A 21,265-nucleotide genomic window follows, 5' to 3' on the forward strand; every position below is an offset into this window, starting at 1 on the left:
ATCACTCATATGTGTCGGGTCGTCAAGACGCGGTCCGCGGCTCACCACCCGGCAGGATGCATCCGCGGATCCGAGGTCGGGTCCGCATACATGGCCGGGCACCCGGACGTTGCCGCGTCGGGGTGGAGCTCGAAGTGCCAGGGCTCGTTGGCATAGGTCTGGCAGAGGCCGTAGGCGGCGCCGTAAACGGCGAGCCAGTCGATGGCGGTGTAGGGGCCGACGTCGACCGCGTCACCGTGGACGTGGGCGGAGGTCTCGGCGGTGGCCACCCAGCGGGACGCCTCCTGCTCCGAGCCGTACCGGATGACGGCGTCGTGCAGCAGCCGGTCCTGATACTCCGGGGGCCGCCAGCCGCTGGTGACCACGACGCCGGTGCCGGCGGGCGCGGCATCCGTGGCTGCCGCCCGCAGCGCGTCGACCAGCGCCGGATCGAGGTTGCTGACCGACGGATACGTGTCGTCGAAAACCGAGACGCCCTCCGCGGTGGCACCGTGAGCAGCAGGATCAGCGGCAGGTCCGGCAACGTGCGTCCCGGAGGCGACACCGGCGTGCGGCGTCCAATCGACAAAGGTAAGCACGTAGGCGGTCAGGAAGGCCAGGCTCAACGCGGTGATGGAAGCGAGCAATACCCGGCGGGTGCGGCGATCCCGGGTTTTCAACGTGACGATGTCTGCCATGCCTCAAGGCAAAAGGATGGCCGGTTGCCGCGGCGTATGCGCTTTTTGATACGCGGACGATATTCGTTCTCTCGTAGGATCGGGCCTATGCGTGTGCTGATCGTCGAGGACGAGCCCCTGCTGGCCGAAGCCGTCCGCGACGGGTTGCGGCTTGAAGCCATCGCCGCGGACATCGCCGGCGACGGCCACACGGCTCTGGAACTGCTCTCCCTCAACTCCTACGACGCCGCGATCCTGGACCGCGATATCCCGGGCCCCTCCGGGGATGAGATCGCGCACCGGATCGTCAGCTCCGGCAGCGGCCTGCCGATCCTGATGCTCACCGCCGCGGACCGGATCGATGACAAGGCCTCCGGCTTCGAACTCGGCGCCGACGACTACCTCACCAAGCCGTTCGAGTTCCGTGAACTGGTGCTGCGGCTGCGGGCCCTGCACCGGCGTCGGCCCCAGGCGCGGCCCCCGGTCAGCGAAATCGCCGGGCTGCGGGTGGATCCGTTCCGGCGGGAAGTGTTCCGCGACGGGCGGTACGTCGCCCTCACCCGCAAACAGTTCGCCGTGCTGGAAATCCTCGTGGCAGCCAACGGCGGAGTGGTCAGCGCCGAGGACCTGCTGGCCAAAGCGTGGGACGAGAACGCGGACCCGTTCACCAACGCCGTGCGCATCACGGTCTCCGCGCTGCGCAAACGGCTGGGGGAGCCGTGGATCATCGCCACCGTGCCCGGCGTCGGCTACCGGATCGACGGGCAGCCTGATGCCAACCCGAAGCCGCCGTCACCGGACGCGGAGCAGGCCGACGTCGGCGGGACGGCGGGCGGGCGTGCCTAGGCGCGGGCGCGGGCGCGGGCTCAGTGTCCGGGCCAGGCTCGCCCTCAGCTACGCCGGGTTCCTCATGGTCACGAGCGCGCTGCTCCTGGCCGTGCTGTGGTTCTTCCTGCTGCGCTACGTACCGCAGCAGGCGGCGATCCCGCCGACCGACAATCCCTATGTCACCCCTGTCTTTATCCCCGGCCGCGATGATCTCTGGGCGGCCTTCGCGCCGCGGGCGGCCTGGGCGCTCGGTTTCCTGCTCATCCTTGGGCTGGGCGGCGGCTGGCTGCTCGCCGGGCGGATGCTGGCCCCGCTCAGCCAGATCCGGGCCGCCACCCAGACCGCCATGGGCGGCTCGCTGTCCCACCGGATCCGGCTACCCGGCCCGCGGGACGAGTTCCGCGACCTCGCGGACAGCTTCGATGAAATGCTCGAACGGCTCGAAGCGCATGTGGCCGAACAGCAGCGGTTTGCGGCCAACGCCTCACATGAGCTGCGCACCCCGCTGGCGATATCCCAGACGCTGCTGGAAGTCGCCCGCAATGACCCGCAGCTGGACCCGGTCCAGCTCATCGACCGGCTGCACGCCGTCAACGTTCGCGCCATCGACCTCACCGAGGCGCTGCTGATGCTCAGCCGGGCGGACCGCAGGACCTTCACCAGCGAACCGGTCGATCTGTCCCTGCTCGTGGACGAAGCCATCGAAACCCTGCTGCCGCTGGCCGAGAAGCGCCGGATCACCTTCCACAGCACCGTTGACGCGGCCCGCACCATGGGCTCGCGCGCGCTGCTGCTGCAGATGACCGTGAACCTGCTGCACAACGCGGTCGTGCACAATCTCCCCGACGGCGGCGACATCTGGGTGACTGCCCAGGCGCACCGCGGCGGCGTCAACCTGATCGTTGAGAATACCGGCGAGCCGCTGCCGGACGAGCTGGTCGTCACGCTCACCGAACCCTTCCGCCGCGGCACCGACCGGGTGCGCTCCGAGCAGGCCGGCGTCGGGCTCGGCTTGACCATCGTCAAGAGCATCGTCCAGGCCCACAACGGCACCCTGACCCTGGCACCGCGGCCCGAGGGCGGCCTCCGCATCTCCGTTCAGCTGCCTTCCGGTCAGGCCGGCTCAGCGATCCGGAAGTAGGGTCCTAGAACAGCGGCCAGGGCGACAAAGCGATTTCACCGAGCACCTCCAATTTTTCATATCGGTTTGCTCAGAAGCGCTTGGGCGGTGGGGTAGGGTGGGCCCAATTGTCATTCTCAGGGGGAAATCAATGAAGCGTCCGTACCCAGTTGCGGGAATGTTTGTCGCCACGCTTGTGCTGGGGGCTGTGTCCGTCGGTTGTGCCTTCTTTGTCGCTTTCACAGACGGGATTAACCCGAACGCTGGACTCGCGGGGCAGCCGTCGCTGCTGGCGGTCTTCGCCGCCGTTGCAGCTGTCGGCGCCGGTATCTTTGCTATATGGACTGGATGGCGGGCCTGTCGAGCTTTGGATTATCTGGTGCGCACAGTCAGGTGATTGGGTAGCCGCCACCGCAGAGAGTGCAGCAGGCGCCTCACATCCTCATGCAAACGACCGATAGTGAAACCTGTTCATATCGCACGTTTGCCGGAGGGCCCTTGAAGTACTTGAAGCTTGTTGTCGCTGCCGCACTCAGCACCATGGTGCTCGCTGGATGTGGAGACACGGGTCCTGCATCAGCGGATAAAGCGTTCACGGAGCCGTCAGCGTCCAGCGCACCAAGCACACCTGCCTCTGCTCCTCAGGAGGACGGCACAGCATCCCAGCCATTCGATTTCGGAACGCTGGCTACCTCTTCTGCCAAGAGCAGATGGGATGTGACTGTGACTGAAACGGTAACGACTGGGGGCGCAGCGCTGATCCTCGCTGAGAACCCATACAACGAGGTCAAGGACGGTTGGGACTACGTGGTCGGGCGCATGACCTCGGTGGTGAATGAAAACCTTCCAAGCGCGGATGCTGGTGAACCCGTATCTCCGACAGCATCTGTTATGCCGATATTCATCGGCAGCGACGGACGGATTTATGAAATATGGAATGACGACAACTCAGCCGTCGTGCTGGAAGAGGACTGGATCGGACAGCCCGACATCATTGCCAAGACAGGGATTGAGTCTACCGGTCGCTTCGCTATTCAGGTGCCAAGTTCCGCTATTCCAGGAGGCCAGTTCGCGACACGCAATCAGGTTGATGGAACAGTTCTCTACTTCGGGGAACCCATTAAGTAGGACAGGTAAATAGAACGGCGGCGCGGGAGCGGCGGGCCTCCCGCCGCTCACCGCATTGATCCAGCTCCGGCGCAGTAGCGGGCATAGCTGCCCGGGAACATGCAGTCTTCGGAGCGGCGGCTCAAACATTGGATAGGTCGTGGGAACCAATCTTCCGCGCCTTCCATCAGCGGGGGTTGTCCGCCTAGAACAGCGGCCAGGGCACCGCCGGCATGCCGCCGCTGGGTCCCGGAAACCGGCCCGTCCGGCGCAGCCGGGTGCAGCGGGCCGCCAGGGCAGCGAGTTCCTCGGCGGTGAGCAGTTCGTTCAGCTGTTCGCCCAGTCTCCCTTGCAGCGCGCCGGTCAGCCGGTCGATGCCGTCGAGTTCCTCGGCGGTCAGTTCCTCGCCGATCCAGCCCCACAGCACGGTGCGCAGCTTGTGCTCGCGGTGGAAGGTGAGCCCGTGGTCCACGCCGTACCGGTGTCCGCCGGGCATGGGCAGGACGTGATCGCCCTTGCGGTCGGCGTTGTTGACCAGGACGTCGAACACCGCCATCCGGCGCAGCGCAGGGGTGTCTTCGTGAATCAGGGCGACGATCCGTCCGCGCTCGTCCTGGCCTTCCAGGACCTGCTTCCAGCCGGTGTCCGGCACGTCGTCCGCCGGCACCAGGTCCACCGCGGCCTGCTCGGGGTCGGTCTCCTGCCAGAGCTGCACCATGCCCTCACCGAACGGCCCGTCCCGCAGCCAGGTGCGCGGCACGATGTTCCAGCCCAGGGTCTCCGAGACCAGGTAGGCGGCCACCTCCCGGTGCGCCAGGCACCCGTCGGGGAAATCCCACAGCGGCTGCTCGCCCGCAATCGGCTTGTAGACCACGGCGGCGTCGCCGATGCCGCCCAGAAAGGTGGCGTTCGACGCCGTCGTGAGGCGGCCGGTGAGGGTCAGCTCCGCGGTGACCAGGTCCGGAGCCGGCATCAGGGCTCGGGCAGAGCGCAGGTGTGCCCGTCGGGGTCCATCGGCTGGCCGCAGATCACGCAGATCGGCCGCCCGGCGCCCACCACTTCCCGGGTGCGCTTCGCGAAGGCCCGGGCGGTGCCCACCGGCATCCGCACCAGCAGCATCTCGGGGACGTCGGGATCCTCGCCGTCGCCGAGGGCGCCGTCCTCGGGCGCGCCGTCGTCGTCCTCATCATCCTCGGGCAGGGGGTAGGCCTCGATGACGATCTGCGCCGTCGTCGGGTCCCAGCCCAGGCTCATGACGCCGGTGCGGAACTGTTCCTCCACCGCCTCGAGGTCGTCGTTGTCGACCAGCTCCAGGGGAGTGTTCGCCGGAACGCTGAAGGGATTGCCGTCGACGGTCATCAGCTGGTCGAGGATCTCATCGATCCCCTCGGCGAGCTGGGCCGACTGCTGCTTCTCCAGGGCGACGCTGATCAGCTGCTTCCCGGCCCGCGCCTGCAGATAGAAGGTGCGCTGCCCGGGGACGCCGACGGTGCCGATGACGACGCGGTCAGGCCAGTCGAACTCGTGAACGGTCGTAGGCATAGGACTACTTTAGGCTCATCGGGCCGGCGGCGCTGCGTGTCCGGCGCCACCGCCCACCGGCGCGTCCTGACCCGCGGCGCTGCCCGCCAGCCAGGACAGGTCTCCGGCGTCGGTGTTGGTCGCGTGGACGGTGGGGCGGTGGGCGCCGTAGGTCACCACCGACACGGAGGCGGGGCCGACGGCGATGCGCTGGAACAGGTCCAGGTGCATGCCGAGCGCGTCGGCCAGGACGGACTTGATGATGTCACCGTGGCTCACCGCCACCCATATGGCCCCCGGCCCGTGCTCGGCCTCGAACGCCGCATCATGGCGGCGGATGGCCGCCACTGCGCGGGCCTGCATCGCGGGCATGGACTCCCCTCCGGGGAAGACGACGGCGGAGGGCTGGGCCTGCACCGTCCGCCACAGCTCCTCCTGCGCGAGCTCCTCGAGGGTGCGGCCCTGCCAGGAGCCGTAGTCGCACTCGGTGATGTCCTCCTCGACCGGTGTGTGCGGGGTGCCGGACTGGCGGTCCAGGATGAACTGCGCGGTCTGCCGGCAGCGCTCCAGGGGACTGGACACGACGCCGACGAGCGGCACCGCGGCGAGCCGGTCCGCCGTCGCGGCCGCCTGGTCCCGGCCCACCTGGTCCAGTTCGACGCCGGGGGTGCGGCCGGCCAGCAGCCCGGAGGCGTTCGCGGTGGTGCGGCCGTGCCGCACGAGGATCACTGTTGCCATTGCCCCAGCCTAGCGGCGGGTGCGAAGCCGGCTTCCCACCCGAAGATCTCTTATCCGAGCGGAGGCCGTTCCGTCCGGTATTTTTCGAGCACTTCGTTTACCTCCGCCGGGTAATTTCCGGAGGGAGGCCATGAGTCGGGAACGGCGAGCGGGATTAGTTGCGACTGGGCTGGAAAGCTGGCGTGTCCGTGCAGCGCGAGGTGCATGAGCCGGTCGGCATACTCGTTCGCGTCCTGCGATTGATGCCATGTAAACGCCGCATAGCCTGGCTGCACTGCGAGCGGATCGAAGCCCCAGCGTTCAATTCGCGACCGCTCCTCGCGGGTCACCGTCAGGTCACTTTGGGCAGCCCGTTTTCTGATGCGACGCAAGACCGCGAAGATGACACCTAAACCGATGAGAAGTATCAATGGAAACAGGGTCGTTGGCGTAGATAGGTGAGGGCTGATGGCTTCGCAGTCGGCTTCGTTGATTAAGAAGTTTTCGGGGTCCTCAAGATCTGCGAGGCACTGCTCGTAGGTGTAGCCGCCAACAGCTGCAGCGGGCTGAAACATGTTCGGCACGAGAATCTGGAGGGCGAAGCTGACGGCATACGGTACCGCGATAACAAAACTCACGGTGGCCGCGATTCGCAAGCCCCTCTGCTTCAGCCGCGCAGGATGTCTCAGAAATCGATGCTTTTCTTCTTCGGTCGTTTCCGCTTGCGCTCGTCCGATGACCCTGGCCCATGCAGAAAGCCACTCGGCATCCCGGTTGCGAAGGGTCTGTGCGAGGCCGACGGCGCGCTCTCGCCATGCTACGAACGCGAGCCCATTGCGCGTTTGACTCCACTGGGCGAACCGATACCGCTTATCCTCGTCGTTCCTCGCGCGCTGAAGCTCTACCAGTTCTTCCGTGGCTCGCGCGGCACGAGCTGACTGGAATGCAGCGGCTGCTTGGAAACCTGCGCCCACCCAGGCGCCGGTCGCAGCGCTCTGAGCTGCTCTTGTGGTAGCGGCACTACTTCGAGCGGTCGATGCGGCTGAGGCAGCCGCGCTCCGTGTGTTGCGTTCGATGTTGTGAACGGAATCCCTGAATTGTCCCATGGCTGTCTCGTATCCTGTCGCGATATGCACTGGCAGTCGCCTTCAGATGAGCCGAAATGAGTTTGAGATACCGCCGCTGGCGAAGCGGCTGGCGGGAGTTCCCATCTGGTTAGAAAAAGCGGATACCGCTCGTCTGTTAGCCGATACTACTAGAACAAGCGGGGCAGCGGCCGACCGGATCACCGGCAGCCCGTGTAAGCCCTTCGAATTCATTGCATCGGACATCATGCGCGTGGCAGCCGGTTCCATCCTGATCCTCACCTGGTCATTTCGACTGATCAGCCTGAATCGCGGTGAAAGAAAGCGGAGGCCATTGAATTCGGAAGGACGCGACGAACGCCAGCGACCCTCGTTTGACGCACCGGAGGACTGGCTCGACAGGTGACTGGTGCGACCAACCTGCCACAGTGTCGACGAAAACCAGGGCACCAGGCCGTACCTGACGCTGGGAGCCGGCCTTGCCGGAGCAAGCCAGCGCCAGACCTCGGCTGGCTCCTCCTGCCCGGTCACCCCGGACGTTCTGTCGCGGAAAAATCAATCGTGCCGAGGGTTTCGGCGCCCACAAAATTTCACCCAAGTGCTTGCGCAGGGGCGGTAATCGGAATCCAATAGCCCAATGACGAAGGACCCCGGCACGACCACACCGCAAAAGTCGCCCGGCCTGAAGCGGGCTGTCGGCGCACCGCTGCTGTTCGCGTTCATCGTTGGCGACACCCTCGGTGCCGGCATCTACACCCTGGTGGGCACCATGGCCGCCGACGTCGGGGGTGCGATCTGGATACCTCTGCTGATCGCCCTGGTCGTCGCGCTGCTCACCGCCGCCACCTACGCGGAGCTGATCACCAAGTATCCGCACGCCGGCGGCGCCGCACGTTACGCTGACCGGGCTTTTGGCATTCCCTACGTGTCGTTCCTCGTCGGCTTCCTGATGATGGCCTCCGGCATCACCACGGCTGCTGCCCTCGCGAACGCCTTCGCCGGCGACTACCTGACCGCACTCATCAACGTGCCGGCGGTCCCCGCAGCGATCGCGTTCATTATCCTGCTGACCCTGATCAATCTTCGCGGCGTCCGGGAATCCCTCGCCGCGAACCTCGTAGCCTCCATCATCGAGGTCACCGGCCTCGTCATCGTCATTGTCGTCGCCGCGATGGTTTTCGCCGCCGGCAACGGGGATCCGTCCCGGCTCCTGGAATTCGCGCCGGACGTACCGCCCCTCGAGGGCGCCTTCGCCGCGTCGATCGTCGCCTTCTTCTCTTTCCTCGGCTTTGAGGCGGCAGCCAACATGGCGGAGGAGGTCCGCAACCCCTCCAAGGCGTACCCCCGTGCACTGTTCGGCGCCATCTGCACGGCCGGGGTGGTCTATCTCCTGATCGCTGTCGGTGCGGTCATCGTCATGCCGCCGGTCGACCTGGCGGAGTCGACCGGGCCTCTGCTCGACGTCGTCGCCACCAGCGGCGTCGGAATTCCGCCCGGACTGTTCAGCATCATCGCCCTGATCGCCATTGCCAACGGGGCCCTGCTCTTCATGGTCATGGCCAGCCGTGTCGGTTACGGATTGGCCGAAGCGGAACTGCTCCCTCGTGCCTTCAGCCGCGTGCTGCCGGGCCGCCGCACTCCGTGGGTTTCCATTGTCGTGGTGGCCGGGCTGACGATCGTCCTGACCCTCACCGGAAATGTTGCCTCGCTGGCCGAGACCACCGTGCTGCTGCTGCTCCTGGTGTTCCTGTCCGCGAACGTCAGCGTCCTGGTCCTCAAAAAGGACAAAGTGGACCATGACCACTTCTCAGCTCCGCGGTTCATGCCGGTCCTGGCGATCATTGCCAGCATTGCGCTCCTCACTCAACAAAGCGCGGCGATCTGGCTCAGTGCCGCCGTCTACGTAGCGATCGGATCCCTGCTGTTCCTCGCTGCCCGGGCCGGCCGCAAACGCGAGGAACGCGTGAGCGCCGACTGACTCCCGTCATCGACGCCGGCGTCTGCAGCTGTTCAGTCACTGCTGTCGCCGGCGGGTTCGCTGTGGGCCTGCAGCATCCGCTCGACGGCGGTGACCACCGCCTGCCGGCGGGCGGCGGCTTCCCCGCCTCGATCCGCGCTTTCCGCGAGGCCGGCAAGCCCTTCCGGTGAGAGCTGCCAGGCCTGGGCGATGGCGTAAATGAAGACCAGGACGTCGACGGCGGTCAGCGGGTGTGCGGCGGCGGTCTCCACGGCGAGCGCTTTGTTGCGGTAGGCATCGCTCGGCTCCGCGGTGGCCTCCGGCCGCTCGAGCCGGGCCCACATGCTCAGGCGGAGGACTTCGGGGAAGCGCTGATGATGGTCGAACACGTCCCCGGCCCAGCCTGCGAGGTCCTCGGGGCGCGGCGGAACGTTCTCCGCCATCCGGCGCAGCGCGTCCGCAACCGTCGCGTCGAACAGGCCGCTCTTGCTGCCGTAGTAGGCGTAAATCATCCGCACGTTGCTCTGCGCCTGGGCGGCGATCCGCTCCACGCGCCCGCCGGCGAACCCGTGCGCGGCGAACTCCACGGTCGCCGCCGCGAGGATCCGCTCCCTTGTAGCTTCGGCGTCACGTGCCATGCGATTCCCCTCGGATAGGTCTTGACCGGCTCGGCTGTCGACCACTAGCTTACGGGTAAGTATCTATTTACTTATAGGAGCGCACCATGACCCGCATTGCCCTCGTGACCGGAGCCAACCGCGGACTGGGACGGGCCACCGCGCTCGCTTTGGCCCGGAACAAGATCAACGTCGTCGCTGCCTCACGGGGTGGTGAGGACGAGGTCGTGGAGGACATCGTTGATGCAGGCGGCGAAGCCATCGCGGTCCGGCTGGATGTTGCAGACCTTTCCTCCATTGAGGCCGCCCGCGTGGCGGTGCTCGACGGCGTCGCCCGGGAATGGAATGCGCGGTCCCTGGACGTGCTGGTCAACAACGCCGGGGTGGGACTGTTCGCGCCGCTGGGAGCCATCACACCGGAAGACTTCGACACCACCTTCGCGGTCAACGTCCGTGGTCCGCTTTTCGTCACGCAGGCCTTCCTGCCCTATCTCTCAGAGGGGGCAAGCATTGTGAACGTGTCGAGTTCGCTCAGCCGGCACGTCAGCCCGGCAACCTCCGTGTATGCGGCATCCAAGAAGGCGCTTGAAGCGCTGACCCGCAGCCTCGCCCTCGAGCTGGGTCCGCGGGGCATCCGGATCAACACGATTGCCCCCGGGCCGACCGCGACCGACTTCAACGGCGGAGCGATGCGCGACAGCGAAGCCATGCGCGCGACGCTGTCCGGGCAGACCGCCCTCGGGCGGGTGGGCGAGCCGGACGACATCGCCGACGCAATCGCTGCCCTGGTGTCCAATGAGCTCCGCTGGGCAACGGGGGAGCGCATCGAAGTGTCCGGAGGCGTGCTGCTGTGACCCAGGGCCACCTCCGGGGGTATCCCTGGGCTCGTTGGCCGGACTGCTCCGTTTGACCGGGCTGCCCAACGCTGGAACGCTCGGCTCCATGAAGCCCGAAACCGTCATTGTCGTCGTCGGCACCCTCGCTGCTCTCGTGATGAATATCGTTCTCGATACCTATACGGACATCCAGATGCTGTTTCGCTGGGCCATCGCCGTCATGTTCGGAATGTTCATCACCATCTGCGTGAGCCGTTGGCTCAGGAAACGTCGCGGGCGAGACGCTCATGGCCAGAGGACTCCCGCTCCCTAGCAGGATCCGTCTACGGCCCGGCTGCCTGATGCTGGACCCGATAGCCCGCGTCCCGAAGCGCCGGCAGGCCCTGGGCGGCGATCACCGACGCGGCCGACAATGCCTACGTCCGGCCCGGCCCGCCGGCGGCCGGGGAATAGACCACACCCCGAAGTCCTTGCAGTCCGCTATGAAAGCAATCGTCTACTCCGAGCCCGGAGCGTCCTCTGTCCTCTCCCTCGCCGAGCGTGAGGTTGCCGATCCCGGTCCCGGTGAAGTCCGGGTCCGCATCATTGTCTCCGGGGTGAACCCCACCGACTGGAAGGCCCGCGCCGCCGGCGTGCCCTTCCCCGAAGTCGTGCCCAACCAGGACGGCGCAGGCATCGTCGACGCGGTGGGCGAGGGCGTCACCGGCCTGCAGCCCGGAGACCGGGTCTGGATCTACCTCGCCGCCCACGGCCGCCCGAACGGCACCGCGCAGGAATTCGCCGTCCTGCCCGCCGACCGCGCGGTGCCGCTGCCCGAGGGCACCGGGTTCGACGTCGCCGCCAGCCTGGGCGTCCCGGCCATGGCCGCGCACCGCGCCCTCACCGTGCACGAGTTCGGCCCCGCCCGGCTGGCACCGGGGGCGCTCGCGGACCGCACGGTCCTCGTCCAGGGCGGCGCCGGAGCGGTGGGTCACGCCGCGATCCAGCTCGCCGCCTGGGCCGGCGCCACCGTCATTGCCACGGTCAGCAGCGACGCGAAGGCCGAGCTGGCCCGCGCCGCCGGTGCCCACCACATCGTCCGCTATCCCGACGACGCCGAAGCCGACCGCATCCGCGAGATCGCGCCCGACGGCGTCGACCACATCGTGGAGGTGTCCCCGGCACAGAATGCGGCGCTCGACGTCGAGGTGGCCGCCAACCACGCCAGCATCGCCTACTACGCGAACAACAACGGCGAGGAATTCACTGTGCCGATCGTGGCGAGCTTCGCGAAGAACGTCCGCTGGCAGGGCGTGCTGGTCTACACCGAAGGCGAAGCCGCCCACCACGCCGCGGTCAAGGACATCACCGAGGCGCTGCGCGACGGCGCCCTGCCGGTGGGGGAGGCCGCGGGCCTGCCGCTGACCTGGTTCGAGCTGGCGGACACCGCCGCCGCGCACGACGCCGTGGAGGACGGCGTCACCGGCAAGGTGCTCATCCGGGTGGCCGCAGAGGACTAGTCACCGCGCGCCCCGCTTGTCGCCGGCCGAGCTTCACCATCCGCCGCGGGTGGGCGTGTGTCCCTGCCGCGCGTCATCGGGCATGGGCATTTCCGCCCGCAGGCCCAGCAGGCGGATGGGCCGGCCCGGCTCGATCGCCGCGGCGAGGTCCAGCGCCCTCGCGAGGACCTCGCCGCCGTCGGCGGTCTCCGGAATCTTCCGTGCGTGGGTCTTGGTGGTGAACGGCGCGTAGCGGACCTTGAGGGTCAGCCCGATCACCGGCCGGCCCTCCGCCGCGACGTCCTTCAGCACGTCGTCCGTCAGCTGCCGGACGGCGTCGAGCACCTGCTCCGGCTCGGTGAGGTTCTGCTGGAAGGTGGTCTCGCGGCTGTGCCCGCGCGCCACCCAGGGCGTGTCGTCCACCTCGCTGCTGCCGTCACCGCGGCCCAGCTGCGCGTACCAGGGCCCCATCTTGGGCCCGAACTCCGGCACCAGCGCCTGCGGATCGGCGGCGGCCAGCTCGGCCACGGTGCTGATGCCGAGCTTCGCCAGCCGGGCGGAGATCTTATTGCCCACGCCCCACAGCTCCTTGGTGGGCCGAGCGCCCATCACGTCCAGCCAGTTCTCCGCGGTGAGCCGGAAGAGCCCGGCGGGCTTGCCGAAGTCGGTGGCGTTCTTGGCCCGGATCAGGGTGTCGCCGATGCCCACGCTGCAGTGCAGCTGCGTCGCCTCCAGCACGGGGTCCTGCAGGTCCCGGGCGTAGGCCGCCGGATCCTCGGTCTCGACGCCGACGAAGGCCTCATCCCAGCCCAGGACCTGCACGACGGCGCCGGGCCGGGCCTTCAGCGTGCCCATCACCGTATCCGACGCGGCCAGGTACGCCTCGGCATCCACGGGCAGGAACACGGCGTCGGGCACCTTCCGGGCCGCCACCCGCAGCGGCATCCCGGAGCCGACGCCGAACGCCCGCGCCTCGTAGGAGGCGGTGGACACCACGGCCCGCTCGGTGGGATCACCCCGGCCGCCGACAATCACGGGCTGCCCCGCCAGCTCCGGGCGCCGCAGCACCTCGACGGCGGCGATGAACTGGTCGAGGTCCACATGCAGCACCCAGGCCGTCACGTCGCCTCTTCTCTGACCGGCGTTGCGGCGGGCAGAGCGGCGGAGGCGAGGAGGGCCAGCCGCTCCGCGTCCCGGGTTCCCTCGTCCGGGTGATAGACCACCAGCATCAGGTGATCCGCTCCGCTGATGGCCAGCCGTTCCCGGTTCAGCGTCATCTCCCCGACCTGCGGGTGGTTCAGCCGCATCGGCGTCCCCTTCTGCCCGCGCACTTCGTGCCGTGCCCACAGCTGACGGAAGTACGGGCTGGCGAGTGACAGCTCGCCCACCAGGTCAATGAACCGCGGGTTGTCCACGTCGCTGCCCACGGCCTGCCGCAGGTTCGCGATGAAGCACTCGGTGACGGTTTCCCAGTCCGGGTGCAGGGCCTGCTCGGACGGGTCGAGGAACATGTCCCGCAGCTGGTTGCCGCCGACGTCGAGCCGCGGGGACAACGCCTTCGCGAGCCGGTTGGAGGCCAGGATGTCGAAGTACCGGCCCTCGATGAAGGCCGGGTGCGGCAGGGACTCCATGAGCTTGAGTGCCCCCTCCGGCGGCGTCTCCCGGGGCGGCCGCCGGGGCCGGTGCCGGGGCACCTCCGCGACGAGCGTCAGAAGGTGGGCGAGGTGGTCGTCGTCGAGCTGCAGTACCCGGGCGATGGATTCCAGCACCTGCACGGACGGATGCCGGTCCCGTCCGCGCTCCAGCCGCAGGTAGTAGTCGGCGCTGATCCCGGCGAGCATGGCCACCTCCTCGCGCCGCAGCCCGGGCACCCGCCGAACCCCGGTGGCGGGGATGCCGGCCTGCTCCGGGGTGATCAGCTCGCGCCGGGCCCGCAGGTAGCTGCCGAGGGCGTTCGAGGCAGGAGTCATACGCTCAGGGTAGGCGCCGCCGGGCCGGGCGAACAGCCGTGAGCGGGGGTCTTGTCAGGCCCCGGGCTGAGCGGGGCTCTGGCTGCCGCAGGGGCACGTCCGTAGCGTCTGTACCAAGCCCGCGGGAGACGCCGCGACCACGCAGGAACGACCACGTGAGCCGGGCCTCCGACACGGGATGGACAGTCCGGCACCGCCGCGGTCCCTGGACCCGGCGGGCCGGCGCACCGGTAAAGGAGACTCACAATGGACCGCGACTCAGACCTGGAACGCCGCGCCCGGACCATCGTCATCGCGCGCAGCGTGTACAAGGCGGTGCTTGTCGTGTGGGCCGTCGCGCTGGCCGGCATGCTGATGATCTGGTGGTGGACGACGCCGGAGGGCTATTTCTGGCCGGTGTGGCCGGCGCTGGGCCTGTCCGTGGCGGCGCTGCTCTGGGGGTTGGCGCTGTACGGCAGCTTCGGCTTCCGCGTCCGGGAGGACCAGGTGGCCCGGGAGGTGGAACGCCAGCGGGAACTGGGCTGATGCCCTGCCGCCGGCCGGGCCGGACAGGCAGAAAGCCGGGCCGCCCAACTCGGGCGGCCCGGCTTTCGTTGTGCTGAGCTCTATTTCTGCTCGTCGTCCTTGTTGCCGGTGACTTTGTCCTTGACCTTGTCCTTGGCCTGGTCCACCTGCTCCGGGTGGTCCTTGGCCGCGTCCTTGGCCTTGTCCGCCATTCCGCCCAGATCCGCCATGTGGCTTCCGCCTTTCGTCCTGTGGGGGGCCGGGTCCGCCGGCAGGCGGCCCCGGTCTGACCTTCCCATCGTCCATCACTGCGGCGGACTTGTGACCGGGCCGGCGCTACTTGATCGGGCTGGGGCTACTCGGTGACGTCGTCGGTGGCCCAGGCCTGCGTGTAGAACTGGGCGGAGCGGGAGTCCAGCAGTTCGGCGTAGGCCTCCGGGTGCATGGCCTGCGCGGAGCCGGCCGGCACCTCCGGGGCGAAGGCGGAGACGCCCAGTCCAGCCTGCCGTCCCTCGAGGGTCAGGCCGGCGGCTTCCAGGAGGGTGGGGTACATGCTCAGCTGGTCGACGCCGTCGCGCAGCACGGTGCCCTGGTCCTGGCCGGGCACCCAGATCCGGTTGAAGATGGTGCGGTTCGGGTGGTAATCCAGCTGCTCGTGGAACGCGTCGCCGGCGCTCATGTGCTTGAGGTGGTCGCCCATGATGACCACGGCGGTGTCCTCGAGGTAGCCCTGGGCCTCCATGTGCTCCACGAAGCCGGCCACCTGCGTCAGCGAGCAGTGGAAGGCGGAGGTGACCCGGTTCTCGGTGTCCACGTCGCAGTAGTCGTAGATGTGCACCGGTTCGTGGGTGTCCAGGGTCAGCACGGACAGGTTGAACGGCTTGCCGGTGCGCTCGGACTCGGCGTGCAGCTCGTCGACCTTGTCCCGGGCGTTGGCCATGAGCCGCTCATCGCTCAGGCCCCAGTCCGGGCGGAAGCTGTCGGCCGGTTCGCCGGCGTCCCGCCAGTCGTTCAGGCCCTTCACCTCGGAGTAGCCGTGGCTGGCCAGGAAGGTGTCCTTCGCGGCGAACGAGGAGCTGGCGCCGCCCAGGAAGACGTTGGTGTAGCCGTGCTCGGCCAGCACATCGCCCAGGCAGGTGGTGCCGCCCATGTAGGTGTCGACGCCGCCGACGCCGCGGCCGCCGTCGCCGCCCGCGCTCTTCAGCGGCACTCCGCACTGGGTGGAGACCAGGCCGGCCATGGTCCAGCCGCCGCCGGCGTACTGCTGGAAGTTCTCCACGCTCTGCCAGCCCTCGGCGGCCGGGGTGGCCTCCTTCAGCGGCAGGAACGCGTCCTTCTCGAACAGCTCGTCATCGGCAAGGGTGCCCTCGCCGGATTCCAGGTAGATCAGCACCAGGTTGCGCGCGCCGTCGGCGCTGGTGACGGTCGGCTCCGCGTAGTAGTCGCCGACGTCGTACTTGGAATTGCCGGACTTGATGTAGTCGGCCATGTTCACGGTGGTGGCGAAGGCGGTGGTGCTGCCCACCACCAGCGCGGACACCGCGACCGTGGAAACGGCGCGGGTGATCCACTTGGTGCGCGGCGACGGGCCCTCGCCCCCGCGGCGGCGCCGGCGGCGGCGGTGCTGCCAGTACGCAAGCGCCAGGGTGATGAGCAGCGGCGCCACGCCGATGCCCAGGATGCCCTTCCAGACCAGGTCGCCGCCGCCGCCGTCGGCCTCCACCGAGACCAGGTTCAGCAGCATCTGGCCCACGGAGATCTCACCGAAGTAGAAGCGGATACCGACGGCGGCCACCAGCAGCGCGAGGGACAGCCAGATCAGGGCGTAGACCAGGACGTGTCCCAGGACGACGCCGCCCCGCCGGGCCGTATGCAGAAGCCGACCGGACATTGGCAATACCTCACGTTCCGGGCCCCGCGTTGGCCGGGCACCCTTGACATCCACCCCGTTTTTGGGTCCGTAGAAGAGTAATACCGATACGTTACCCGTTCAACCTGCGTTCATCGCCCAGTAACCCGCCGCAGCGGCCCGGTCGGAGCGGGCGGCTACCAGGGCAGGGGGCCGCCCTCATCCGAAAACGTTCCGGCGGGGCCGGCCGGCGCCTGCGTCGCGAGCCGGACGATCGTCCGGGCACTGACCTCCACGGGCCGGCCGCCGTCCATCCCCGCCGTCATGTCGGTGGCGGTGAAGCCCGGCTCCACCGCACTGAACCTGATGTCGGGGTGTGCTTTGGCGTACTGCAGGGTCAGCATGTTGGCCGCAGCTTTGGACGCCGCGTACAGCGGGGCCGTGGTCAGCCCGGACTCCGGCCGCTCGGGCGTGGTCACGGCCCAGAAGGAGCCCATGCTGCTCGTAACGTTGACGACGACCGGCTGCGATGACCGCTGCAGCCAGGGCAGCGCGGCTTCGGTGACGCGGACGATCCCTACGGCATTGGTGTCGAACGACCGGAGCGCGGTCGGGCCGTCGACGGTGCCGTTGGCCATGACGCCGGCATTGTTCACCAGCACGTCGAGCGCCCCTTCCGCGCGGCCGATCGTCTCCAGCGCCGCGGCGACCGACGCGTCATCGGTCACGTCGAGCTGGACGAAGAAGGCGCCCAGCTCCGCCGCGGCCTTCGCGCCGCGCTCCGGGTCGCGTGCGCCGAGATAGACGGTGTGGCCGTGGGCCAGGAGCTGCCGTGCGGTTTCGAAGCCGATGCCTTTGTTGGCTCCGGTGATCAGGGTGACGGTCATGATGCTGCCTTTCGGATGGTCGGCGGCTGGGGTGCCTGCCGTCCCCGACGCTAGGAGCGGCCGCCGGCCCCAGCCAGAGCCCCCGCGATCCGGGGGTGTGACAGGGCCACCGCAGCCCGTCCGGGAGCGTCGTAGGGTAGGCGCATGACTGAGACAACCAACGCGCTGGGCGACTTCCTGCGGGCCCGGCGTGAGCTGGTGACCCCGGAGCAGGCGGGAATTCCCGGCGGCGGTGCGCGGCGGGTGCCCGGCCTGCGGCGGGAGGAAGTGGCCATGCTGGCCGGCATCAGCGCCGACTATTACCTGCGGCTGGAGCGCGGCCGGGACCGTAATCCCTCCCTGCAGGTCCTCGACGCGCTGGCCCGGGTGCTCCGGCTCGACCAGGACCACCTGTCCCACCTGATGACCCTGGTCTGCGAGGCGCCCCGGCAGCGCCGGCGCCGTGCCCGGGCCGAGGTGCCGCCGCCGGGCGCCCTGAACCTGCTCGGCTCCCTCGCCCAGCCGGCCGTCATCGAGGGCCGCTACTTCGACATCCTGGCCGCCAACCCGCTCGCCGCGGCGCTTTCGCCCCGGCTCGCCGTCGGCGGCAACCAGCTCCGCGACCTGTTCCTGGACCCGGCGGAACAGGACCTGTATCCGGACTGGCAGGCCGCCGCCGAATGCCTGGTCGCCAACCTGCGGCACTCCGTGGGCAAGGACGTCGACGATCCCCGGTTCATCGAGCTCACCGGCGAGCTGTCCCTGGCCAGCCCGCGGTTCGTCCAGCTTTGGGCCCGGCACGAGGTGCGCAGCCAGTACGGCGGCCGGCTCCGGCTGAACCATCCGTTGGTCGGCGCACTGACCCTGAACCGGGAACGGCTCGACATCGGCGGCGCGGACGGACTGAAGCTGGTGGTGTTCCATCCGGACCAGGGCTCCGTGGATGCCGAAAAGCTCGCCCTGCTCGCCTCCGCGGCGCTGCCCGCCGCTGCCGCCCGACGGCCGTGGGACGAGGCGCCGGCCGGGCGCCCCCGCGGCACCGAGGCGGCGCGCTGAGAAGGCAGGGAGCACGGGCACCGGCTGAGTAGGCTGGGAGGATGCGCAAGGAAACCCTCTGGGAAGCCAAAAAGAAGCAGAATCCGGGACACTCCGCCTGGTACATCCAGCGGTTTGAGCAGATGCGCGAGCAGGGCGCGGACCTGCACGGCGAGGCGCGGATGATCGACGCGATGGTTCCGCGCGGCGCGCGGATCCTCGACGCCGGTGCCGGGCCCGGCCGGGTGGGCGGGGAGCTGGCAAGGCGCGGCCACGCCGTCGTCGGCGTCGACGTCGACCCGGAGCTGATCGAGGCGGCCCGGAAGGACCATCCCCAGGCCACCTGGCTGGTGGGGGACCTGGCGGAGCTGGACCTGCCCGGCGAGGGCATCCGCGAGCCGTTCGACGTGATCGTCTGCGCCGGCAACGTGATGACGTTCCTGGCCCCCGGCACCGCCGGCGAGGTGCTGGCCCGGATGCGCGCGCACCTGGCGCCGGAGGGCCGCGTGGTGATCGGTTTCGGCGCCGGCCGCGGCTACGACTTCGGGCAGTTCTTCGCCGACGCCGAGGCCGCGGGGCTGCGGGTGGACCTGCAGCTGTCCACCTGGGACCTGCGCCCGCTCACGCCGGAGTCAGGGTTCCTGGTGGCGGTGCTGTCGGCAGCGTAAGAGCACGCCGCCTGACCGGCGTGCGGGCCGCGCCGCCGGTTCCGTGACGCAGCCGCTTGACCTCAAGCGCACTTGAGCTTGTTCAGTGGGCACATCACTCACCGGAGCAAGGAGCAGACATGGGACATCAGGACCGGCAGGGGAAGAAGAAGCGTCGAGGCCGACGCGGGCAGGCGGAGGAGACCCGGCGGCTGCCGCCGACGCCCAGCGTGTGGGAGGAGTTCCTGCCGGAAAGCCGGCACCTGATGTTCCCGCCGCGGTGAGTGTGCCTCGAGACCGAACCGCTCAAACGCGACGGCGCCGCCCGACCCCCGGCCGGACGGCGCCGTCGCGCACTTAGAAACTCCTGCAGCTACTTCTTCGTCAGCAGGTGCGGGTGGTGCAGCTCGGCGACCTGCGGGTGCGCGCGCAGCCAGCCCTTCAGCACGTTGGCGCCGTAGGAGGCGAGCATCGGGTTCTCCGGGTCGTCGGTGATGCCGCGGGACTGCTCGGCCAGGGCCGGGGGCAGCTGCACCGGGTCGATGACCGAATCCAGGCGAGGGGACCAGAAGAACGGGATGGCGTACCGGTCCACACCCGGGGCCGGAGCCAGCACGCGGTGGATCGTCGCGGAGAGGTAGCCCTGGGTGGCGACTTCGAGCATTTCGCCGAGGTTGACCACCAGCGCGCCCGGGATCGGCTCCACCGGAATCCAGGTGTCGGTGCCGTGCGGGCGCACTTCGAGGCCGCCGACCTCGTCCTGCAGCAGCAGGGTCACGAAGCCATAGTCGGCGTGCGAGCCCACGCCCTGGGTGCCGGCCTCCTGCACGACGCCGCCCACATAGTGGATCAGCTTGGCCATCCAGGCCGGGGTGCCCTCGAACGGTTCGGTGAAGTGATCCTCGGGCAGCTCGAGGGAGACGGCGATGGCGCTGAGCAGCTCCGCGCCCACCCGGCTCATCTCCTCGGCCCAGGCCATGGACGCTTCGCGCAGCTCGGGCAGCTTGGTGTCCGGGAACAGGTTCGGGCCCTGGACCAGCCAGTACGGCTGGTCAGCGGGGTACTCGGCCACCGGTTCGCGCTCCGGGCCGAAGTCCACCTGCTCGCGGGCATCGGGCCGGCCCTGGGTGATTTCGGTGCCGAGGCGGGTGTAGCCGCGGAAGTGCGGCGAGCGGCGGTTGTCCAGCTCCAGGCGGTCCTCCAGCGGCAGGTCGAAGAACCGCTTGGTGACCTCGAACAGCGGCTCCACCATCTGCGCGGCGGGGCCGTAGCCGACCAGCTGGAAGAAGCCGATGCGGTGCGTGGCCTCACGCAGCTGGTCAATGAAATCCGGGTTGAACGTGCCGTCGGGGCGGCGGGCGGTGCTCAGGTCAAGGACAGGGATCGACTGGGGAATCGCGCTCATTCCGGCAACGTATCACCGGGTGAAATCAACTATGAACCGAATGTTACGAATTGCTGTGCCGCGCGGTTTCGGCCGTCTCCAACCCCGCCGGTGCGGCGCCCAGCGGGCCCAGACCGGCGTCGTCGTCCGCCTCCCCGGCCGCGACGGCGGCCCAGCGGGCGATGAACACCGCGCCGGCGTCGTCGTGCACCAGCTCCGCAGCGGTGAGCACCGGATACGGCACCGCAGGCACCCCGTCGGCCGGGCGCACGTCCACGTGCGCGACGTCGAAACCCCGGGCATGCAGTTCATCGGCCATGGCGTAGTCGGTCCGGGAATCGCCGATGGTGCGCCACACCGCCGGCACCGGCGCCCCGGCCTGCTCCAGCAGCTCCAGCACCCTGCGCACGCCCAGGTCCTTGCCGGCCTCCACCGCCTCGATGTCGGTGGAAATGATCGTCGGATCCACCCGGTACGGCACCGAACCGTCGACGGCGGGCAGCACCTGACCGAGCCGGCTGATGCCCAGTCCGCGGCGGGCGGCGAGGCCGAGGACGGCGAGTTCGAAGTCCTCCTGGACGGCCAGGTAATCGGCGTTGGTCACGTCCGTCCGCTGCTCCACGGAGAGCATCGCGAGCTTGGTCTCGTCGAAGAACATCCGGTCCGCGAACCGCTCCGCCACCAGGGCCCGCACGTCGGCGGCGAAGTCGCCGGGCAGCCGGTGCCCGGGATCGACCTGCGGCTGGTCCGGGCCGTCGCCGGTGAACGTGAACCACACCCCGCCCTTCTCGCACACTGCGAGCACCCGCACATCCGCCGGCAGCCCGGCGGCGATCATGGGGTTCATCACCTGCTCCACGATGAAGTCCACCGACCGCCCCGTGTTGAAGGCCACCGGCCAGCCGGCAACGGCCAGGCGGACCAGGTTCTCGATGATCTCCGGGCGTACGGTCCGGGATTCGGGGCTGGCCACGGGCCCGTCGACGTCGAGCAGCAGGCCCCAGGTGTTCGCGGAAGTCATGCCTCCAGTATTCCCGGTTTCGTGCGCAGGTCTGCGCCGGACCCCGCGCCGGAGCGGCGGCGGCCGG

General features: G+C 68.8%; 25 protein-coding genes. 12 read left to right on the plus strand and 13 right to left on the minus strand.

The annotated features are described in order from the left end of the window. Nucleotides 1-41: 41 nt before the first annotated feature. Nucleotides 42-677: a M15 family metallopeptidase gene (locus tag AC5RV6_RS15010; RefSeq protein WP_494008159.1), complete on the minus strand. Its 636-nt coding sequence runs from the start codon at nt 675-677 to the stop codon at nt 42-44. Nucleotides 678-764: 87 nt separating this feature from the next. Here AC5RV6_RS15010 and AC5RV6_RS15015 point away from each other — a divergent pair, with 87 nt between their 5' ends. The 3 genes from AC5RV6_RS15015 (at nt 765) to AC5RV6_RS15025 (ending at nt 3,732) form a co-directional block, all read left to right on the plus strand. After that, nucleotides 765-1,502, plus strand: a complete 738-nt coding sequence (locus AC5RV6_RS15015; protein WP_494008160.1) for a response regulator transcription factor — start codon at nt 765-767, stop codon at nt 1,500-1,502. Beyond that, nucleotides 1,495-2,625 (plus strand): sensor histidine kinase, encoded by a 1,131-nt coding sequence (locus tag AC5RV6_RS15020; RefSeq protein ID WP_494008161.1) that lies wholly within the window; start codon nt 1,495-1,497, stop codon nt 2,623-2,625. Before AC5RV6_RS15015 ends, AC5RV6_RS15020 begins: the two co-directional genes overlap by 8 nt. 702 nt (nt 2,626-3,327) lie before the next feature. After that, nucleotides 3,328-3,732: a hypothetical protein gene (locus AC5RV6_RS15025; protein ID WP_494008162.1), complete on the plus strand. Its 405-nt coding sequence runs from the start codon at nt 3,328-3,330 to the stop codon at nt 3,730-3,732. Between the two features lie 184 nt (nt 3,733-3,916). Here AC5RV6_RS15025 and AC5RV6_RS15030 read toward each other — a convergent pair whose 3' ends face one another. The 4 genes from AC5RV6_RS15030 to AC5RV6_RS15045 are packed head-to-tail and all read right to left on the minus strand — an operon-like array spanning nt 3,917 to nt 7,055. Beyond that, nucleotides 3,917-4,684, minus strand: a complete 768-nt coding sequence (locus AC5RV6_RS15030) for an SCO1664 family protein (protein ID WP_494008163.1) — start codon at nt 4,682-4,684, stop codon at nt 3,917-3,919. Then, nucleotides 4,684-5,253: a DUF3090 domain-containing protein gene (locus AC5RV6_RS15035; RefSeq protein ID WP_494008164.1), complete on the minus strand. Its 570-nt coding sequence runs from the start codon at nt 5,251-5,253 to the stop codon at nt 4,684-4,686. The genes AC5RV6_RS15030 and AC5RV6_RS15035 overlap by 1 nt, the downstream gene beginning before the upstream one ends. 15 nt (nt 5,254-5,268) lie before the next feature. Then, nucleotides 5,269-5,970, minus strand: a complete 702-nt coding sequence (locus tag AC5RV6_RS15040) for a histidine phosphatase family protein (protein ID WP_494008165.1) — start codon at nt 5,968-5,970, stop codon at nt 5,269-5,271. A 50-nt stretch (nt 5,971-6,020) separates the two neighbouring features. Continuing rightward, on the minus strand, nt 6,021-7,055 hold the full coding sequence (locus AC5RV6_RS15045; RefSeq protein WP_494008166.1) for a hypothetical protein: 1,035 nt from the start codon (nt 7,053-7,055) through the stop codon (nt 6,021-6,023). On the opposite strand from AC5RV6_RS15045, the gene AC5RV6_RS15050 reads away from it, so the two are divergent. Together AC5RV6_RS15050 and AC5RV6_RS15055 are read left to right on the plus strand one after the other, a co-directional pair. Beyond that, complete coding sequence (locus AC5RV6_RS15050) at nt 7,054-7,440, plus strand: hypothetical protein (RefSeq protein WP_494008167.1); 387 nt, start codon at nt 7,054-7,056, stop codon at nt 7,438-7,440. The genes AC5RV6_RS15045 and AC5RV6_RS15050 overlap by 2 nt on opposite strands. A gap of 231 nt (nt 7,441-7,671) precedes the next feature. Beyond that, complete coding sequence (locus AC5RV6_RS15055) at nt 7,672-9,012, plus strand: APC family permease (protein WP_494008168.1); 1,341 nt, start codon at nt 7,672-7,674, stop codon at nt 9,010-9,012. Between the two features lie 32 nt (nt 9,013-9,044). Here the strand turns inward: AC5RV6_RS15055 and AC5RV6_RS15060 are convergent, their stop codons facing one another. Continuing rightward, nucleotides 9,045-9,629 (minus strand): TetR/AcrR family transcriptional regulator, encoded by a 585-nt coding sequence (locus AC5RV6_RS15060; protein ID WP_494008169.1) that lies wholly within the window; start codon nt 9,627-9,629, stop codon nt 9,045-9,047. Between the two features lie 86 nt (nt 9,630-9,715). On the opposite strand from AC5RV6_RS15060, the gene AC5RV6_RS15065 reads away from it, so the two are divergent. The 3 genes from AC5RV6_RS15065 to AC5RV6_RS15075 all read left to right on the plus strand — a co-directional run bounded on the left by AC5RV6_RS15065 (nt 9,716) and on the right by AC5RV6_RS15075 (nt 11,943). After that, nucleotides 9,716-10,462 carry an SDR family NAD(P)-dependent oxidoreductase gene (locus tag AC5RV6_RS15065; RefSeq protein WP_494008170.1) on the plus strand — a complete coding sequence of 249 codons (747 nt, stop codon included), beginning with the start codon at nt 9,716-9,718 and terminating at the stop codon, nt 10,460-10,462. Nucleotides 10,463-10,550: 88 nt separating this feature from the next. Continuing rightward, entirely contained in the window at nt 10,551-10,757 is a 207-nt protein-coding gene (locus AC5RV6_RS15070; RefSeq protein WP_494008171.1) for a hypothetical protein, read from the plus strand. Between the two features lie 169 nt (nt 10,758-10,926). Next, nucleotides 10,927-11,943 (plus strand): NADPH:quinone reductase, encoded by a 1,017-nt coding sequence (locus AC5RV6_RS15075; RefSeq protein WP_494008172.1) that lies wholly within the window; start codon nt 10,927-10,929, stop codon nt 11,941-11,943. Nucleotides 11,944-11,976: 33 nt separating this feature from the next. On the opposite strand, the gene AC5RV6_RS15080 is transcribed toward AC5RV6_RS15075, so the two are convergent. Beyond that, entirely contained in the window at nt 11,977-13,044 is a 1,068-nt protein-coding gene (locus AC5RV6_RS15080) for a DNA polymerase IV (RefSeq protein WP_494008173.1), read from the minus strand. After that, nucleotides 13,041-13,892 (minus strand): helix-turn-helix domain-containing protein, encoded by an 852-nt coding sequence (locus AC5RV6_RS15085; RefSeq protein ID WP_494008174.1) that lies wholly within the window; start codon nt 13,890-13,892, stop codon nt 13,041-13,043. The genes AC5RV6_RS15080 and AC5RV6_RS15085 overlap by 4 nt, the downstream gene beginning before the upstream one ends. Before the next feature lie 246 nt (nt 13,893-14,138). Here AC5RV6_RS15085 and AC5RV6_RS15090 point away from each other — a divergent pair, with 246 nt between their 5' ends. Then, a complete protein-coding gene (locus tag AC5RV6_RS15090) occupies nt 14,139-14,417 on the plus strand; it encodes a hypothetical protein (protein ID WP_494008175.1) in 279 nt (92 codons plus the stop codon). Between the two features lie 80 nt (nt 14,418-14,497). Here the strand turns inward: AC5RV6_RS15090 and AC5RV6_RS15095 are convergent, their stop codons facing one another. From AC5RV6_RS15095 to AC5RV6_RS15105, 3 genes are all read right to left on the minus strand, one after another. Continuing rightward, entirely contained in the window at nt 14,498-14,626 is a 129-nt protein-coding gene (locus tag AC5RV6_RS15095) for a hypothetical protein (protein ID WP_494008176.1), read from the minus strand. 125 nt (nt 14,627-14,751) lie between these two features. Then, nucleotides 14,752-16,287 (minus strand): LTA synthase family protein, encoded by a 1,536-nt coding sequence (locus tag AC5RV6_RS15100; RefSeq protein ID WP_494008177.1) that lies wholly within the window; start codon nt 16,285-16,287, stop codon nt 14,752-14,754. A gap of 155 nt (nt 16,288-16,442) precedes the next feature. Beyond that, nucleotides 16,443-17,132 (minus strand): SDR family NAD(P)-dependent oxidoreductase, encoded by a 690-nt coding sequence (locus AC5RV6_RS15105; RefSeq protein WP_494008178.1) that lies wholly within the window; start codon nt 17,130-17,132, stop codon nt 16,443-16,445. Between the two features lie 144 nt (nt 17,133-17,276). Between AC5RV6_RS15105 and AC5RV6_RS15110 the strand changes: the two genes are divergently transcribed. The 3 genes from AC5RV6_RS15110 (at nt 17,277) to AC5RV6_RS15120 (ending at nt 19,077) form a co-directional block, all read left to right on the plus strand. Further along, on the plus strand, nt 17,277-18,167 hold the full coding sequence (locus AC5RV6_RS15110) for a helix-turn-helix domain-containing protein (protein ID WP_494008179.1): 891 nt from the start codon (nt 17,277-17,279) through the stop codon (nt 18,165-18,167). Between the two features lie 41 nt (nt 18,168-18,208). Continuing rightward, nucleotides 18,209-18,814: a class I SAM-dependent methyltransferase gene (locus tag AC5RV6_RS15115; protein WP_494008180.1), complete on the plus strand. Its 606-nt coding sequence runs from the start codon at nt 18,209-18,211 to the stop codon at nt 18,812-18,814. A gap of 119 nt (nt 18,815-18,933) precedes the next feature. Then, complete coding sequence (locus AC5RV6_RS15120) at nt 18,934-19,077, plus strand: hypothetical protein (RefSeq protein WP_494008181.1); 144 nt, start codon at nt 18,934-18,936, stop codon at nt 19,075-19,077. 89 nt (nt 19,078-19,166) lie between these two features. On the opposite strand, the gene AC5RV6_RS15125 is transcribed toward AC5RV6_RS15120, so the two are convergent. Next, nucleotides 19,167-20,198, minus strand: a complete 1,032-nt coding sequence (locus AC5RV6_RS15125; RefSeq protein WP_494008182.1) for an isopenicillin N synthase family dioxygenase — start codon at nt 20,196-20,198, stop codon at nt 19,167-19,169. Nucleotides 20,199-20,241: 43 nt separating this feature from the next. Next, nucleotides 20,242-21,198, minus strand: coding sequence for a hypothetical protein (locus tag AC5RV6_RS15130; RefSeq protein ID WP_494008183.1), 957 nt, complete (start codon nt 21,196-21,198; stop codon nt 20,242-20,244). Nucleotides 21,199-21,265 lie beyond the last annotated feature (67 nt).

This window comes from Arthrobacter saudimassiliensis (assembly GCF_059090665.1).

Excerpts from the sequence above, each read along its gene's own strand:
- AC5RV6_RS15015 (WP_494008160.1), top strand. The coding sequence starts at position 765 with ATGCGTGTGCTGATCGTCGAGGACGAGCCCCTGCTGGCCGAAGCCGTC.
- AC5RV6_RS15070 (WP_494008171.1), top strand. The coding sequence starts at position 10,551 with ATGAAGCCCGAAACCGTCATTGTCGTCGTCGGCACCCTCGCTGCTCTC.
- AC5RV6_RS15085 (WP_494008174.1), bottom strand. The coding sequence starts at position 13,892 with ATGACTCCTGCCTCGAACGCCCTCGGCAGCTACCTGCGGGCCCGGCGC.
- AC5RV6_RS15045 (WP_494008166.1), bottom strand. The coding sequence starts at position 7,055 with ATGGGACAATTCAGGGATTCCGTTCACAACATCGAACGCAACACACGG.
- AC5RV6_RS15120 (WP_494008181.1), top strand. The coding sequence starts at position 18,934 with ATGGGACATCAGGACCGGCAGGGGAAGAAGAAGCGTCGAGGCCGACGC.
- AC5RV6_RS15010 (WP_494008159.1), bottom strand. The coding sequence starts at position 677 with ATGGCAGACATCGTCACGTTGAAAACCCGGGATCGCCGCACCCGCCGG.
- AC5RV6_RS15060 (WP_494008169.1), bottom strand. The coding sequence starts at position 9,629 with ATGGCACGTGACGCCGAAGCTACAAGGGAGCGGATCCTCGCGGCGGCG.
- AC5RV6_RS15065 (WP_494008170.1), top strand. The coding sequence starts at position 9,716 with ATGACCCGCATTGCCCTCGTGACCGGAGCCAACCGCGGACTGGGACGG.
- AC5RV6_RS15115 (WP_494008180.1), top strand. The coding sequence starts at position 18,209 with ATGCGCAAGGAAACCCTCTGGGAAGCCAAAAAGAAGCAGAATCCGGGA.
- AC5RV6_RS15075 (WP_494008172.1), top strand. The coding sequence starts at position 10,927 with ATGAAAGCAATCGTCTACTCCGAGCCCGGAGCGTCCTCTGTCCTCTCC.
- AC5RV6_RS15040 (WP_494008165.1), bottom strand. The coding sequence starts at position 5,970 with ATGGCAACAGTGATCCTCGTGCGGCACGGCCGCACCACCGCGAACGCC.
- AC5RV6_RS15030 (WP_494008163.1), bottom strand. The coding sequence starts at position 4,684 with ATGCCGGCTCCGGACCTGGTCACCGCGGAGCTGACCCTCACCGGCCGC.
- AC5RV6_RS15105 (WP_494008178.1), bottom strand. The coding sequence starts at position 17,132 with ATGACCGTCACCCTGATCACCGGAGCCAACAAAGGCATCGGCTTCGAA.
- AC5RV6_RS15035 (WP_494008164.1), bottom strand. The coding sequence starts at position 5,253 with ATGCCTACGACCGTTCACGAGTTCGACTGGCCTGACCGCGTCGTCATC.
- AC5RV6_RS15100 (WP_494008177.1), bottom strand. The coding sequence starts at position 16,287 with ATGTCCGGTCGGCTTCTGCATACGGCCCGGCGGGGCGGCGTCGTCCTG.
- AC5RV6_RS15095 (WP_494008176.1), bottom strand. The coding sequence starts at position 14,626 with ATGGCGGATCTGGGCGGAATGGCGGACAAGGCCAAGGACGCGGCCAAG.
- AC5RV6_RS15090 (WP_494008175.1), top strand. The coding sequence starts at position 14,139 with ATGGACCGCGACTCAGACCTGGAACGCCGCGCCCGGACCATCGTCATC.
- AC5RV6_RS15055 (WP_494008168.1), top strand. The coding sequence starts at position 7,672 with ATGACGAAGGACCCCGGCACGACCACACCGCAAAAGTCGCCCGGCCTG.
- AC5RV6_RS15125 (WP_494008182.1), bottom strand. The coding sequence starts at position 20,198 with ATGAGCGCGATTCCCCAGTCGATCCCTGTCCTTGACCTGAGCACCGCC.
- AC5RV6_RS15130 (WP_494008183.1), bottom strand. The coding sequence starts at position 21,198 with ATGACTTCCGCGAACACCTGGGGCCTGCTGCTCGACGTCGACGGGCCC.
- AC5RV6_RS15110 (WP_494008179.1), top strand. The coding sequence starts at position 17,277 with ATGACTGAGACAACCAACGCGCTGGGCGACTTCCTGCGGGCCCGGCGT.
- AC5RV6_RS15050 (WP_494008167.1), top strand. The coding sequence starts at position 7,054 with ATGGCTGTCTCGTATCCTGTCGCGATATGCACTGGCAGTCGCCTTCAG.